11 protein-coding genes are annotated in these 14,261 nt (G+C 68.2%); 7 read left to right on the top strand and 4 right to left on the bottom strand.

Annotated elements, in window-relative coordinates; genetic code table 11:
• Positions 1–19 precede the first annotated feature (19 nt).
• The gene (locus WS64_RS17315) at positions 20–1,033 is read right to left on the bottom strand and encodes a LacI family DNA-binding transcriptional regulator (protein ID WP_060967107.1); all 1,014 of its coding nucleotides are present in this window, start codon (positions 1,031–1,033) and stop codon (positions 20–22) included.
• A gap of 235 nt (positions 1,034–1,268) precedes the next feature.
• Here WS64_RS17315 and WS64_RS17310 point away from each other — a divergent pair, with 235 nt between their 5' ends.
• The 6 genes from WS64_RS17310 (at position 1,269) to WS64_RS17285 (ending at position 8,889) form a co-directional block, all read left to right on the top strand.
• A complete protein-coding gene (locus WS64_RS17310) occupies positions 1,269–2,423 on the top strand; it encodes an ABC transporter ATP-binding protein (protein WP_060967106.1) in 1,155 nt (384 codons plus the stop codon).
• Between the two features lie 63 nt (positions 2,424–2,486).
• A complete protein-coding gene (locus tag WS64_RS17305) occupies positions 2,487–3,725 on the top strand; it encodes an ABC transporter substrate-binding protein (protein ID WP_060967105.1) in 1,239 nt (412 codons plus the stop codon).
• Positions 3,726–3,807: 82 nt separating this feature from the next.
• Positions 3,808–4,725 (top strand): carbohydrate ABC transporter permease, encoded by a 918-nt coding sequence (locus tag WS64_RS17300; protein WP_060967104.1) that lies wholly within the window; start codon positions 3,808–3,810, stop codon positions 4,723–4,725.
• A gap of 9 nt (positions 4,726–4,734) precedes the next feature.
• On the top strand, positions 4,735–5,586 hold the full coding sequence (locus WS64_RS17295; RefSeq protein ID WP_059577686.1) for a carbohydrate ABC transporter permease: 852 nt from the start codon (positions 4,735–4,737) through the stop codon (positions 5,584–5,586).
• Between the two features lie 32 nt (positions 5,587–5,618).
• Entirely contained in the window at positions 5,619–7,589 is a 1,971-nt protein-coding gene (locus WS64_RS17290; protein WP_060967103.1) for a beta-galactosidase, read from the top strand.
• Positions 7,590–7,593: 4 nt separating this feature from the next.
• Positions 7,594–8,889 (top strand): sugar efflux transporter, encoded by a 1,296-nt coding sequence (locus tag WS64_RS17285; RefSeq protein ID WP_060967102.1) that lies wholly within the window; start codon positions 7,594–7,596, stop codon positions 8,887–8,889.
• Positions 8,890–8,932: 43 nt separating this feature from the next.
• Here WS64_RS17285 and WS64_RS17280 read toward each other — a convergent pair whose 3' ends face one another.
• The 3 genes from WS64_RS17280 to WS64_RS17275 form a co-directional block, all read right to left on the bottom strand.
• Entirely contained in the window at positions 8,933–10,096 is a 1,164-nt protein-coding gene (locus WS64_RS17280) for a glycoside hydrolase family 53 protein (RefSeq protein WP_059578019.1), read from the bottom strand.
• 296 nt (positions 10,097–10,392) lie between these two features.
• Complete coding sequence (locus WS64_RS34945) at positions 10,393–10,563, bottom strand: hypothetical protein (protein WP_167351632.1); 171 nt, start codon at positions 10,561–10,563, stop codon at positions 10,393–10,395.
• 185 nt (positions 10,564–10,748) lie between these two features.
• Positions 10,749–11,660, bottom strand: coding sequence for a DUF72 domain-containing protein (locus WS64_RS17275; RefSeq protein ID WP_059637895.1), 912 nt, complete (start codon positions 11,658–11,660; stop codon positions 10,749–10,751).
• A 410-nt stretch (positions 11,661–12,070) separates the two neighbouring features.
• On the opposite strand from WS64_RS17275, the gene WS64_RS17270 reads away from it, so the two are divergent.
• Entirely contained in the window at positions 12,071–14,248 is a 2,178-nt protein-coding gene (locus WS64_RS17270; RefSeq protein ID WP_060967101.1) for a TonB-dependent siderophore receptor, read from the top strand.
• The last annotated feature ends 13 nt before the right edge of the window (positions 14,249–14,261 follow it).

The following is a 14,261-nucleotide window of genomic DNA, read 5'->3' as shown; positions in this document are numbered from 1 at the left end:
GCGCGTGCGTATCGAACCGTCAGTCCGGCGCCGTCCCGGTCGATTCGCGCACGACGAGCTCGGGCGCGCCGATCGTATGCACGGCCACGGCCGGCTCGATTCCGTCGATCATGTCGAGCGTCAGCGCGATCGCCCGCGCGGCGATCTGCGCGGTCGGGAACCGCACCGTGGTCAGCGCGGGACGGAACTGGTGGGCGAGCTGGATATCGGTCATGCCGACGACCGACAGATCGGCCGGCACGCGCAGGCCGAGATCGGCGGCGGCCTGCATCGCGCCGATCGCCATCAGGTCGTTGGTCGCGAACAGCGCGGTGAGGCCAGGCTGCTGCCGCAGCAACGCGGCGGCCGCTTCGTAGCCGCCTTCGATCGAGTCGTGCGCCGATACGGTCGTCAGCGCATTCGCGGGGTGGCCGCGCGCCGCGAGTTCGTCGGCGAAACCGCGCAGCCGCACCGACTGCGGACCGCCCGACCCCTTGCCGACGAGCGCGCCGAACGCGCGATGTCGCAGCCCGGACAAATGCGCGGCCGCCAGCGCGCCCGCCGCCGCGAAATCGACGGTCACGCACGGCAGCGTACGCGACGCATGCACGTGTTCCCACATGCACAGCACGATCGATGCGCCGTGACGCGCGATGTCGGCGAGTTCCGCTTCGGCGAGATCGGTGTTCATCACGATCGCACCGGCCGCGAGCGTCCCCGCGATCCGCTCGAGGTAGTTGCGGGTGATCGCCGGATCGTCGTCGGTATTGGACACGAGCAGGTAATGGCCGCGCTTGCGCGCCTCGCGCTCGGCTGCCAGCACGAATTCCGGATAGAACGGGTTCGTGATGTTCGACAGCATCAGCGCGAGCGTCGACGTGCGGCCCTCGGCGAGCGCGCGCGCGGTCAGGTTCGGCCGGTAGCCGAGTTCGCGGATCGCCGCCATCACGCGTTCGACGGTCGCCGGCTTCACCTTCTGCGGATTGCGCAGCACGTTCGAGACGGTCGCCGCCGTGACGTTCGCGCGCTGCGCGACTTGCGCGAGCGTCACCATACGCGGCCTCCGATCGGCCGGCTGGCGTGATGCAGCGGAAGTGAAGCGGGAGAGTGTCTGCTCATATTCTGGGAGTGCGTCCCACAAGTTGCACGGGGACAGCCAATACGCTAATTTCTCGACACATCAGAGGAAGGAGACGACATGGTACGGCGAAGCGGGCGAATCGCGCCATCAAAATTTAAGCGTTTAAATTTTCCGATCCGATGCGTGTGACGGACGACAGGAGAGCGCGATGACCGCCATTTCAATGAAGGACGTCTCGAAGCGCTACGGCGACCATGCGCCGGTGCTGCGCGACGTGAACCTCGAGATCGCGTCGCACGAATTCTGCGTGTTTCTCGGTCCGTCGGGCTGCGGAAAATCCACGCTGTTGCGGATGATCGCCGGGCTCGAGGACGTGACCGAGGGCGAGCTGCGGATCGGCGGCGCACGGATGAACGACACGCCGCCCGCGGAGCGCGGCGTCGCGATGGTGTTCCAGAGCTATGCGCTGTTTCCGCACATGACCGTGTTCGACAACATCGGTTTCGGGTTGCGGATCGCCGGCACGCCGAAGGACGAGATCCGCCGCCGCGTGACCGAGGCCGCGCGTGTACTGCAGCTCGAAGCGCTGCTCGATCGCAAGCCGAAGGCGTTGTCCGGCGGGCAGCGGCAGCGCGTCGCGATCGGCCGTGCGATCGTGCGCGAACCGCGCGTGTTTCTGTTCGACGAGCCGCTGTCGAATCTCGACGCGACGCTGCGCGGCCAGACGCGGGTCGAAATCGCGCGGCTGCACGCGCGCTTCACGCAATCGAGTTCGGTCTACGTCACGCACGACCAGATCGAGGCGATGACGCTGGCCGACCGGATCGTGCTGCTGCATGCGGGCGACGACGTCGCGCGCTTCGGCAGCATCGCGCAGGCCGGTGCGCCGCTCGAGCTGTATCACCGGCCGGCCAACCGCTTCGTCGCGGGCTTCATCGGCTCGCCGCGGATGAATTTCCTGCCGGCCGTCGTCGAGGCGGGCGAGGTGCACGGCTGCCGGCTGACGCTGGAAGGCACCGGCGAAACGCTGACGCTGCGCGATCGCGCGTTGCCGCGCCACGTCGGCCGCGGTGCGCGCGTGACGCTCGGGATTCGTCCCGAGCACCTGATGCTCGCCGCGTCCGCCGATGCCGGCTTGCCGTCGATCGTGCGCGACATCGCGCTCGTCGAGCAGCTCGGCGAAGCCGCATACGTGCATCTCGACCAGCCCGACGGTGTGCCGCTACTCGCGAAATTGCCGGGGCAGGCCGCGTTGCGGCGCGGCGAACGGCATGCGTTTCTCGTGCCGCCGTCGAGTTGCCATCTGTTCGACGAAGCCGGCATCGCGTTGCCGGCCCTTCACGCCGAAGCGGCGTTCGCGTAGCGGCGCCATGCCGACCGGCCGCGTGCGACGCGGCATTCAACACACCAATATCAGGAGACAACGATGAGACTTCGTGCGAGCCGACTGCTGCTTGCCCTGACGACTGCCGCGGCGTGCGCCGCGGGCGCGGCCGACGCGGGCACGCTGAAAGTGAACGTTGCCGCGCGCGGCAACCAGCGCGCGACGTGGCAGGCCGCGTTCGACCAGTTCCACAAGGCGAATCCGGATATCGACCTGAAGGTCAGCTACGTCGGCGAGGAGGCGTACAAGGTGCAGATGTCCGGCTGGCTCGCGACCGATCCGCCGGACGTGCTGAGCTGGAACAACGGCGAGCGGCTCGCGTATTTCGCGAAGCGTGGGCTGATCGAGGATCTGAGCGCGGACTGGCAGAAGAACGGCTGGAACGACACGTATGCGTCCGTCAAGCAGTCGTCGACCTACGGCGGCAAGCTCTACAGTTTGCCGCTCGGCTATGACGCGTACGGGCTGTTCTATCGCAAGGACCTGTTCGAGAAGGCCGGCATTCACGGCGAGCCGGCCGACTGGCCGCAGTTTCTCGACGCGTGCCGCAAGCTGAAGGCGGCCGGCATCGCGCCGATCGCGGTGGCCGCGCGCGATGCATGGACGCTCGCCGCGTGGTTCGACTACCTCGACCTGCGGATCAACGGCTATGCGTTCCACCAGAAGCTGATGGCCGGCGACGTCGCCTATACCGATCCGCGCGTGCGGGCCGTGTACGCAGCATGGAAGAAGCTGATCGACGACAAGTATTTCATCGACAACGCATTGTCCTACGACGTCGATTCGCTGAGCCCGCTGATCGTCAACGGTCAGGCCGCGATGACGCTGATGGGCACCTGGTATTCGGCAGGACTGCTGAGCGCGACGCGCAACCCGATCAGCTTCTTCCGCTTTCCGGTGATCGACGCGTCGGTGCCGCTTGCCGAGGACGGCCCGGTCAACGTGCTGATCGTGCCGGCGAAAGCGCACAACAAGGCCGATGCGCGACGCTTCCTCGCGTTCATGGGGCAGCCGGCGGTCAGCGGCGAGTTCGCGAAGGGGATGGGGCAACTGCCGTCGAACAACAAGGCGCCGGAGCCGCAGGACCCGATCTCGAAGATCGGATTCCATACGCTCGCGACGACGCCGGGCGGCATCGCGCAGTTCTACGATCGCGACATGACGAAGGAAATGGCGGACGAGGGGATGAAGGCGATGCAGCAGTTCCTGTCCGACCCGACGCAGCTCGATGCGATCCTGCAGCGCCTCGAGCAGACCCGCAAGCGCATCTACCGGAAGTAATGCGCCGCGCGGCCGGGCCGGCGAGGATGTCGGCCCCGTGCTGCGTCGTCACCGTCACGTTCGTTTCATCGAAGGTCATCTCATGTCAATCAGCCTGTCCGAAAGCGCCGCGCGCCGCGATGCCGGCCCACGGCGGCCTGCGCGCGCGTCGCTCGCGCGGCGGCGCAATCGCGCGGCCCTGTGGTTCGTGCTGCCGGGTTTCGCGCTCTTCACCGTGTTCGTGCTGTACCCGATCGTCAGCAGCATCTGGCTGAGCTTCCATCAGTGGGACGGGATGACGCCGATGACGTTCGCCGGACTCGACAACTATCGCGAGCTGCTGCAGTCCGATACGTTCACCGTCGCGCTGAAGAACAACGTGTTGTGGCTCGCGCTGTTCCTCGCCGCGCCGCCGCTCGGCCTCGCGCTCGCGCTGTACCTGAACCAGAACGTGTTCGGCATCCGGCTCGTGAAGTCGCTGTTCTTCGCGCCGTTCGTGCTGCCGGGCGTCGTCGTTGGCCTCGTGTTCTCGTGGTTCTACGACCCGACGTTCGGGCTGCTGAAGCTGATCGTCGGGCACGGAATCCCGGTGCTCGGCGATCCGCGCTATGCGACCTACGGCGTGATCGTCGCCGCGCTGTGGCCGCAGATCCCGTTCTGCATGATCCTGTACCTGACCGGGCTCACCGGCATCAACGGCGAGATCGTCGAAGCGGCGCGGATGGAAGGCGCGCGCGGCTTCACGCTGCTGTGGCACGTGATCCTGCCGCAACTGCGGCCCGCGACGTTCATGGCGGTCGTGCTGACCGTGATCGGCGCGCTGCGCAGCTTCGACCTGATCTCGGTGATGACGGGCGGCGGCCCGTTCGACAGCTCGACCGTGCTCGCGTACTTCATGGTCGACCAGGCGATCAAGTACTACCGCGAAGGCTATTCGGCCGCGATCGCGGTCGTGCTGTTCGCGATCATGCTCGTCTATATCGTGTGGCAGCTGCGCAAGCTGGTGCGCGTCGAATCGTAAGGATCGCAAATGTATCCGATGCCCGTGTCCCGCTGGGGACGTCCCGCCCGCCTGCTGTACCGGCTGTCGCTGCCGTGTGCGCTCGCGCTGTGGCTCGTGCCGCTGCTCGCGGTGCTCGTCACGTCGATCCGCTCGACCGACGAGATCATGGCCGGTCATTACTGGAGCTGGCCGAAGCAGTTCGCGCTCGTCGACAACTACGGCGCCGCGCTCACGCAGACGCCGATGCTCCACTACTTCGCGAACAGCCTCCTGATCACGGTGCCGTCGGTCGCCGCGTCGATCCTGCTCGCGTCGCTCGCCGGGCACGCGCTCGCGAACTACCGGTTCCGCGGCAATCTCGTGCTGCTCGGGCTGTTCGTCGCCGGCAACTTCGTGCCGATCCAGATCCTGATGATCCCGGTGCGGCAGATCATGCTCGCCGTCGGCCTGTACAACACCGTATGGGCGCTCGTGCTGTTCCACACCGCGTTCCAGACCGGCTTCTGCACGCTGTTCCTGCGCAACTTCATCCGCGAGCTGCCGTTCGAGCTGATCGAGGCCGCGCGCGTCGAGGGCGCGTCCGAGTGGGCGATCTACTGGCGCGTCGTGCTGCCGCTCGTGCGGCCCGCGCTCGCGGCGCTCGCGATCCTCGTGTTCACGTTCGTGTGGAACGACTACTTCTGGGCACTGTGCCTCACGCAAGGCGACGACGCGGCGCCGATCACCGTCGGCGTCGCCGCGCTGAAAGGGCAGTGGACGACCGCCTGGAACATCGTGTCGGCAGGCTCCGTGCTCGCCGCGCTACCGTCGGTGCTGATGTTCTTCGCGATGCAGAAGCACTTCGTCGCAGGGCTCACGTTCGGCGCGACCAAGGGCTGACCCGTCCATCCTCTTTCTCCAAGGAATCCACGATGCACCTCGGCGTTTGCTACTACCCCGAACACTGGCCGCGCGAACAATGGGATCGCGATGCGCGGCGCATGGCCGAACTGGGCCTGACGCGCGTGCGGATCGCCGAATTCGCGTGGAGCCGGATGGAGCCGGAGCCCGGCCGCTACGACTGGACATGGCTCGACGACGCGATCGACACGCTCGCACGCCAGCAGTTGAAGATCGTACTCGGCACGCCGACCGCCGCGCCGCCGAAGTGGCTCGTCGATCGTCATCCGGAGATTCTGCCGGTGGGTGTCGATGGCGCGGTGTGGCAGTTCGGCTCGCGTCGCCATTACGACATCGCGAGCCCCGTGTATCGCGAGCACTGCGTGCGCATCGCCGACGCGATGGCGCGGCGCTACGGCGCGCATCCGGCGGTGATCGCGTGGCAGACCGACAACGAACTCGGCTGTCACAACACGTTGCCGAGCTATACACAGGCGGCACTCCAGGGTTTCCGCACGTGGCTCGCCACGCGTCATGGCGATATCGACGCGCTGAACCGCGCGTGGGGCAACGTGTTCTGGAGCATGGAATATCGCGGCTTCGACGAGATCGAACTGCCGCGTCATACGCCGACCGACGCGAATCCCGCCCACCTGCTCGACTTCCGGCGCTATCAGTCCGACGAGGTCGCGCGGTTTCATGCCGCGCAGGTCGACGCGATCCGTCCGCACGCGCCGGGTCGCGACGTGCTGCATAACTTCATGGGTTTTTTCGCCGAGTTCGATCATTACGCGTTCGCACGCGGCGGCCTCGACGTCGCCGCGTGGGACAGCTATCCGGTGCCGCGCACTGAAGTGCTGCCGCTCGATGAAGCGGACAAGCAACGCTGGGCCCGCACCGGGCATCCGGACGTGTCGGCGTTCTCGCACGACCTGTATCGCGGGGTGGGCAACGGCCGGATGTGGGTGATGGAGCAGCAGGCGGGGCCCGTCAACTGGGGGCCTTACAACCCGGTGCCGCACGCGGGCGCGGTGCGGCTGTGGACGTGGGAAGCGTTTGCGCACGGCGCGGAGCTCGTGTCGTATTTCCGGTGGCGGCAGTATCCGCATGCGCAGGAGCAACTGCATTCGGGACTCAACGCGCCGGACGACCGGCTGTCGCCGGGCGGTCACGAAGTGGCGCGCGTCGCACGCGAGATCGCCGCGCTGGATCCCGCGCTCGTCGCCGGCGAGCGTGACACGGCCCGCGTCGCGCTGCTGTTCGACTACGAGGCCGACTGGATGATCCGGATCCAGCCGCACGGCGCCGATTTCGACTATCAACAGCACGTGTTCGACTGGTATCGCGCGCTGCGCGAGCTGGGCCTCGACGTCGATATCGTCGCGGCTGGCGCCGATGTGTCGCGTTATGCGTTCGTCGTCGCGCCGACGCTGCCGGTCGTCACGGATCGCATCGTCGAGCAGGCCGCGAGCGGACACGCCCACTGGCTGTTCGGGCCGCGCACGGGTTCGCGCACCGCGGAATTCGCGATCGCGCCGGGTCTCGCACCCGGCAAGCTGCGCAACGTGCTACCGGTGCGGATTGGCCAGGTCGAGTCGCTGCGGCCGTCGCTCGCGCCGCGTGTGTCGTTCGACGGCGTCGATGGTCATGCGCTGAAATGGCGCGATCACGTCGATATGGACGCGGCGCCGGGCGTCGACGTACTGGCCGCATGCGACGACGGTGTGCCGGCGCTCGTGCGGCGCGCTCACGTGACGATGGCGACTGCCTGTTTCGATCGGACGCTGTTGCGCGCGATCGTTGCCCGCTGCGCACGCGATGCGGGGTTGCAAGCGTACGCGCTGCCGGACGGTGTGCGGTTGCGTCGACGCGGGCGCGTCACGTTCGCGTTCAACTACGGTGACACGCCATGCATGCTGCCCGCGCCGGGCGGTGCGCGCTTCGTGCTCGGCAGCCGCGACCTCGGCGCGGTCGACGTGGCCGCCTGGGTCGAGCCGGACTGACGCGATGCAGTCGTTGCGGTCGCCGCGGTTGCATGTCGCGCGCCTTGCGGGAATCGCGTACTTCGTGCCGCTGTCCGCGGCGGCGCTGATGCTCGGCGTCGCGATGTCGTTCACCGCGCCGTACCTGTCGCTGTTCGGCGTCGAGGCGGTGGGGATGTCGCCGTTTCTGGCCGGCGTCTTCCTGACGCTGATCGCGGCGAGCGGCGTCGTCGCGAGCACGTGGGCCGGACGCTGGTCCGATCGTCGCGACCGGCACCGGCCGCTGCTCGTGGTGTCGCTCGCGGCTGCCGCGCTCGGCTTTGCGCTGCTGTGCGTGCTGCGCGCGCATGGGCCGGTGATCGCCGCCGGCACGATCCTGCTCGGCGCGGGCGCCGTGTCGCTGTCGCAGATCTTCTCGTTCGCACGCGCGGTGCTGCCCGTCGCCGACGATGCACAGCGCGAGCTTGCATCGGCCGCGCTGCGCACGATGCTGTCGATCGCGTGGGTGTTCGGTCCCGCGCTCGGTGCGCTGATGCTCGCGCAGACGGGTTTTACCGGACTCTTTCTTGCGGCTTCCGCGGGCTTCGTCGCATGCGCGGCGATCGTCGCACGGATTCCGGAGCCGGCGCGGCGGCCCGCGGCCGTGCACGTGCGGGCAATGGACCGCGCCGGGCCACCGCCTGAAGATGCGCGTGCGGCGATGGCCGTCGCGCCGCGCGCCAGCGTGCTGCGCACCCTCGTCGCGCTCACGCTGATCGGGCTCGCGGCGAACGCGACGATGATCGTGCTGCCGCTCTATATCGTGCGCGCGCTCGGCGGCACGCCGGCGAACGTGTCGGCCGCGCTCGGGCTGGCCGCGCTGCTCGAGATTCCGATGATGCTGTGGCTCGGCATGCGCTCGACGCGCCTCGACAAGGCGCGCTGGCTGACCGCGTGCGCGCTCGTGCATGCCGCATATTTCATCGGGCTCGCGGCGGTGACGCGCGCGAACCTGATCCTGCCGCTGCAACTGCTGAGCGCATGCGTGGTCGCGATCACGTCGTGTCTCGGGATGACGCGCGTGTGCGACCTGATGCCCACGCGCCCCGGCACCGCGACCGCGATGTTCTTCAGCACGGCGCGGGTCGGCTCGATCGCATCGGGGGTGCTGTCGGGCGCGTGCGTCGATCTGTTCGGCTATCGCGCGACGTTCGCCGGATGCTGCGGGATCGCGCTCGTGGCGTGCGCGCTGCTCGCCGTGGATGCGTACGGCGAGCGGGGCGGCGCCGACGGTGAGAGCGGTACGGGCAGTGCGCGCCGCGGCTTCGATTCACCGCACTGACGCGGCATGCGCCGGTGCGGTGAAGCAGCGATGCCGTGACGCGTCAGCGCTGCCGGAACGCGTCGAGCGACGGCAGTGCGTGACCGTGGAAATCGAACAGCGTGTTGTTGTCCCATTGGTCGCCCGCACCGAGCTTCCAGCCGACACCCGGCGTCGGAATCCATTCCGGCTCCCACCAGAATACGCCCTTGCCGCGATTGCCCGGCACGCCCTTCACGATATCGACGACCGCCGCGAGGAATTGCGCCTGGCCGGCCGGCGACGGCGGGAAGGTCGTCGATCCGGTGTTCGTCATCGCGTTCGGCTCCGAATCGCCGTCGCTCGTGGTCCACGGATAGGCGGTCTCCACGACGATCAGCTCCTTGTCGTAACGCACCGCGAGATCGTTCGCGTTGTTGCGCAGATCGTCGAGCGCGCCTTGCCATTGCGGGTAGTACGACAGGCCGATCACGTCGAACGCGACGCCGCGCTGCGTCGCGCTGTCGAACCACCAGCGGCTCTTGCCGTTGTCGCCGCCGCTGTCGATGTGCAGCATCACCTTGATGCGCGGATCGACGGCCTTCACCGCGTCGTGGCCGGTTTTCAGCAACTGCGCGAGGTTGTCCCACTGGTCGTAGCGGCCGAGCGGCCACAGCATGCCGCCCGTGATCTCGTTGCCGATCTGCACCCACTCCGGGCGCACGCCGGCGCGTTGCAGCCGGCGCAGCACGTCGGTCGTGTACGCCGACAGCAGCGCGCAGGTTTCGGTCAGGCTCTTGCCGGCCCATGCATGCGGCGGATACTGCTTGCCGGGGTCGGCCCACCAGTCGCTGTAGTGGAAGTCGATCAGGATGCGCATGCCGAGCGCGGCTGCGCGCTGCGCGAGCGCAACGGCGTGCGCGGCATTGTTGTAGCCCGCTGCAGCGCTCTGGTTCGCGGGGAAGAAATCCGGATTGCCGGGATCGTTCCAGACCTTGATCCGGATCGAGTCGACGCCGTGCGCGCGGAGAATCTTCAGGCAGTCGCGCGGCGCGCCGCCGCGGTCGAAGAAGGCCGCGCCATGCGCTTCGAGTTCCGGCAACGTCGAGATGTCGGCCCCCATCGCGAATGGGCTCGCCGCCGCACGGCGCGGTGCGGGTTGTGCGAAGGCGGGCAGCGGGCCAGCCAGGTCGAGGCACGCAAGCGCCGCGCTCGACATGCTCCAGCGCAGCATCGATCGTCTGTTCATCGTCATCCTCCGTGTGATGGACCCCATCGGACGCGGGGTCGGCTTCTGGGTGTTTAAGCGCTTAAATTCTGACCCGCGATACGAGGTCGAATGGAGCGTAGCGCACCTGTCGCCGCCGATGCAAAGAACGCACGCGTTGCCTACTATCTGGCGCGCGCCGTCGCGCACCGCGCCTCATCGCACCGCGGCCCGACGCATGGAACGTTTGGCGCGGACGCGGCCGTCGGCGTGCATCGGGCACCGCACGCGGTCAGCGTGGTCACCGCGATCGGCGAGCGCGTGGCATGCGCGCCGCGCTACGACCGGTCGCGATTCCGGGCGCGCGTCGCGCCCGTGATGACCGCGATGCCGAACAGGATGACGGCCACGATCTCGATGACGTACTGCGCGACATGCAGCGTCATCAAACCCCAGGCGACGCCGCCGATGAAAATGATCCATCCCACCAGATAGATAAGCAGGGTCATCGCTTTTCTCCTTGCAGTGTTGGCCCATGGCGCCGGTTACCGGGCATGCAAGATTTACCGGGCGCACACGGCGGGCGCGATGAAGGGCGCGAGCCGGCAGAACCGGAGCATATTGCGCGCCTGCCCGCGCGGTGCCCGCGCGGTGCCCGGACGGCATGCCCGATGCCCGCGGCGCGCCGAGCATTTCATTCGATTACCGCATCATGCGCATGCAGCCCGAGCCGCGCCATCAGCCGCCCGGCATCGAACGGCGCCTGCGTTTTCGTGTCGTTGTCGAAATAACAGTACACGTCGCGCGTCTGCGCACGCGGCGGTTGCAGCGCCGGTGCGGCGAGACGCGCATCGTCGGGCTGCGTGCCACGGCTCCACGCTTCGATTCTGCGCGCCCATCGTTCGAGCGCCGCATCGGCGTATTCGCCCGAATACTTCGTTTCGGTGCCGTGCAGCCGGATGTAGACGAACCGCGCGCTCAGATCCTCGAACTGCGGCCACGCCTCGGTCGAATCCGACACGACGAGCGCGACCTTGTGGCGGCGCAGCAGCTTCACGAACGCCGGGTCCACGAAGCTGTCGTGGCGGACTTCCACCGCATGACGCAACGGCCGCTTGCGGTCGATCCGCAAATACGGCTCGCGCACCCGCCCGTCGTGCCGGCGGGCGAGTGCGAGCGCGGCCTCCGTGTCGTGCGGCAGCAGGCTCAGGAAGCGTTCCATGTGCGCCGGGTCGAAGCGTAGCGACGGCGGGAACTGCCACAGCAGCGGCCCGAGTTTCTCCTTCAGCGCGAACAAGCCCTGAGCGAAAAAATTCGCGCACGCGATCGTGGCCGTTTCGTCGCGAAAGCGGAGCATGTGCGTCAGGTAGCGCGAGCCTTTCACGCTGAATACGAATCCGGGCGGTGTGTCGGCGTACCAGCGCCGCCAACTGTCGGGCGCTTGCAGGCTGTAGTGCGTGCCGTTGATCTCGATCGTCTGCATCCGGCCCGACGCGTACCGCAGCTCGGCCGCCTGCTTCAGGTCGTCCGGATAGAACGTGCCCCGCCAGCCTGCGTAGCGCCAGCCCGAAATGCCGATGTGAATTTTGCCGGATGTGCGTGTCACGTCGATGCCCGGCTGCGCCGGGGTGCTTGATGCGATCGCGGCGAGGCGCAAGATGCGTGCCGCGGCGCGGGCCGCCTGCGCGCGACGGGGTATGGGTTGCGCCGGCGGCCGGTGCGGCGGGCCACCGGCGCGAACCGGCGACCGCGATGACGCCGCCGCCCGCGCGATCGACAATGCGCCACTTTGAACCGGCGGGGAGTGCCGACCGGATTATTTTTTAAAGACCGCGCCACGTTCGGCCGGTATGATCGCTGCGCTCGCGAACGACGCGATCGGCCCGTGCTTGCCGGGCGACGCGGCAGCGGCATCGCGAGCACGACAATCACGACATCATCGGGCGGCCCTCCGGCGACATACGGTCCGCCGATCCGGCAGAACGGGCCAACCCAGCACGACGGAGTATCGACACGATGTGGACGGAGACAGGAGCGCGGCGGCGCGCGCGGGCGATCGCGGCCGGCGGGGCATTGTGCGTGGCCGCCGCGGGCGGCGCGCACGCGCAGTCATCGGCGCCGGGCGCCGCGGCGGCGGCCGTGCTGCCGGCCATCGACGTGCGAGGGCCGACGGACGCTTCGTCCGTCGGGCTCGTCGGGCGGCGCACCGCCACCGGCACGAAGACCGACACGCCGATCGAAGAGATTCCGCAAACGATCAACCTCGTGACCGCGCAACAGATCGACATGACCGGCGCGGCCGACCTGAACCAGGCGTTGCGCTACGTGCCGGGTTTCGCGACGTTCGGCGCCGACAGCCGCACCGACTGGTATGCGGCATTGCGCGGCTTCACGCCGACGCTGTACGTCGACGGGCTGCCGGCGCCGGACACGGCCGTGATCGCGAACTGGCGGGTCGATCCGTACACGATCGATTCGATCGCGGTGCTGCGCGGGCCGACGTCGGTGCTGTACGGCGCAGGCGAGCCGGGCGCGATCGTCGACGCGCACACGAAGCTGGCCAACGGCGAGCGCGTGCGCGAAGCCGGCGTGCAGATCGGCAACGATGCGCGCAAGCAGGCCATGCTCGACGTCGGCGACAGGCTCGACCCGGACGGCAAGTATGCGTACCGGTTCGTCGGCGTCGCGCGCGACGGCAATGCGGTGACCGGCCCGAACGGCGACCGGCGCGTCGCGCTCGCGCCGTCGTTCCGGTGGCGGCCGAACGCCGACACGTCGCTGACGTTCTCCGCGACGTTCCTGCAGGATAGCGGCGACATCTCGTCGAACTTCCTGCCCGCGTCGGGCACGGTGCTGCCGAACCCGAACGGCCGCCTGTCGCAGGACCTCTACATGGGCGACCCGTCGTTCAACGACTATCGCAAGAAGCAATGGTCGCTCGGCTACGCGCTGGAACACCGCGTGAACGCGATCTGGACGCTGCATCAGGACGTGCGCTGGTCGCACCTGTCGCTCGACGACGCGACGGTGTTCGGCAACGGCCTCGCGCCGCGCAGCACGACGAACATGATGCGTTTCGCGGGGCTGTTCCAGCTCAACTACAGCCGGCTCGACGTCGACAATCACGCGCAGGCGCGCTTCGGCACGGGGCCGCTCGAACACACGCTGCTGTTCGGCGTGCAATTCGACCGGCAGACGACGACCAACAGCGTATGGCTCGCGCTCGCCCCGTCGCTCGACCTGTATCACCCCGTCTATCGGCCGGTGACGGCTGCGATCTTCGCCGGGCCGACGTCGCTCGGCCACGTCGATCAGTACACGGCGATGAACTCGGTTGGCGTGTACGCGCAGGACCAGATCCGCTGGCGGCGCTGGACGCTGACGCTCGGCGGCCGCGAGGATTTCGTGAATGCGCGCTTCGACGACCGCACCGCCGGCACGCATGCCCAGCAGGACGTCAGTGCGTTCTCCGGGCGCGTCGGGCTCACCTATCGCGGCGACGCCGGGTTGTCGCCGTACGTCAGCTATTCGACGTCGTTCGATCCGGTCATCGGCGTGCGGATGTTCGGCGGCGGCCTGCCGAAGCCGACGCGCGGCGCGCAGACGGAGGCCGGGCTGCGCTGGGAGCCGCCCGGCCGGAACCTGATGCTGAATGCGGCCGTGTATCAGATCGACCAGACCAACGTCGTGACGCCGACGCCGGTGAATCTCGACCCGAGCGCCACGACGTCGGTGCAGACCGGCAAGGTGCGCTCGCGCGGCATCGAGCTGAGCGCGGTCGGCAAGGTGACGCGCGAGCTGTCGATCGTCGCGTCGTATGCGTATCAGGACGTCAAGAACGTGCAGGCGAACGACGCGTCGCTGAACCACTGGCCGGTGTCCGTGCCGCTGCCGCGGCAGATGGCGTCGATGTGGGCCGACTGGACCTGGCGCACGGGCGCGCTGGCGGGCCTCGGCGTCGGCGGCGGCGTGCGCTACCAGAGCGCGTCGGCCGGCGCACCCGACAATTCGCTGACGGTGCCGAGCGCGACGCTTTACGACCTCGCGATCCATTACGACCTGCCGCGCTGGCGTTTCGCGGTGAACGTCGCGAACCTGTTCGACCGGCGCTACGTGAGCGGCTGTCAGTCGTATGCCGTATGCGTGTTCGGCAACGAGCGGACCGTGCTGGCCAGCGCGAAGTACAACTGGTAGGCGTGACCGTGCC

Source organism: Burkholderia anthina (assembly GCF_001547525.1).
GTDB classification, from domain to species: Bacteria; Pseudomonadota; Gammaproteobacteria; order Burkholderiales; family Burkholderiaceae; genus Burkholderia; species Burkholderia semiarida.
This window is presented reverse-complemented; position numbering and strand designations above follow the sequence as displayed.

Excerpts from the sequence above, each read along its gene's own strand:
- WS64_RS17315 (WP_060967107.1), bottom strand. The coding sequence starts at position 1,033 with ATGGTGACGCTCGCGCAAGTCGCGCAGCGCGCGAACGTCACGGCGGCG.
- WS64_RS17310 (WP_060967106.1), top strand. The coding sequence starts at position 1,269 with ATGACCGCCATTTCAATGAAGGACGTCTCGAAGCGCTACGGCGACCAT.
- WS64_RS17305 (WP_060967105.1), top strand. The coding sequence starts at position 2,487 with ATGAGACTTCGTGCGAGCCGACTGCTGCTTGCCCTGACGACTGCCGCG.
- WS64_RS17300 (WP_060967104.1), top strand. The coding sequence starts at position 3,808 with ATGTCAATCAGCCTGTCCGAAAGCGCCGCGCGCCGCGATGCCGGCCCA.
- WS64_RS17295 (WP_059577686.1), top strand. The coding sequence starts at position 4,735 with ATGTATCCGATGCCCGTGTCCCGCTGGGGACGTCCCGCCCGCCTGCTG.
- WS64_RS17290 (WP_060967103.1), top strand. The coding sequence starts at position 5,619 with ATGCACCTCGGCGTTTGCTACTACCCCGAACACTGGCCGCGCGAACAA.
- WS64_RS17285 (WP_060967102.1), top strand. The coding sequence starts at position 7,594 with ATGCAGTCGTTGCGGTCGCCGCGGTTGCATGTCGCGCGCCTTGCGGGA.
- WS64_RS17280 (WP_059578019.1), bottom strand. The coding sequence starts at position 10,096 with ATGAACAGACGATCGATGCTGCGCTGGAGCATGTCGAGCGCGGCGCTT.
- WS64_RS34945 (WP_167351632.1), bottom strand. The coding sequence starts at position 10,563 with ATGACCCTGCTTATCTATCTGGTGGGATGGATCATTTTCATCGGCGGC.
- WS64_RS17270 (WP_060967101.1), top strand. The coding sequence starts at position 12,071 with ATGTGGACGGAGACAGGAGCGCGGCGGCGCGCGCGGGCGATCGCGGCC.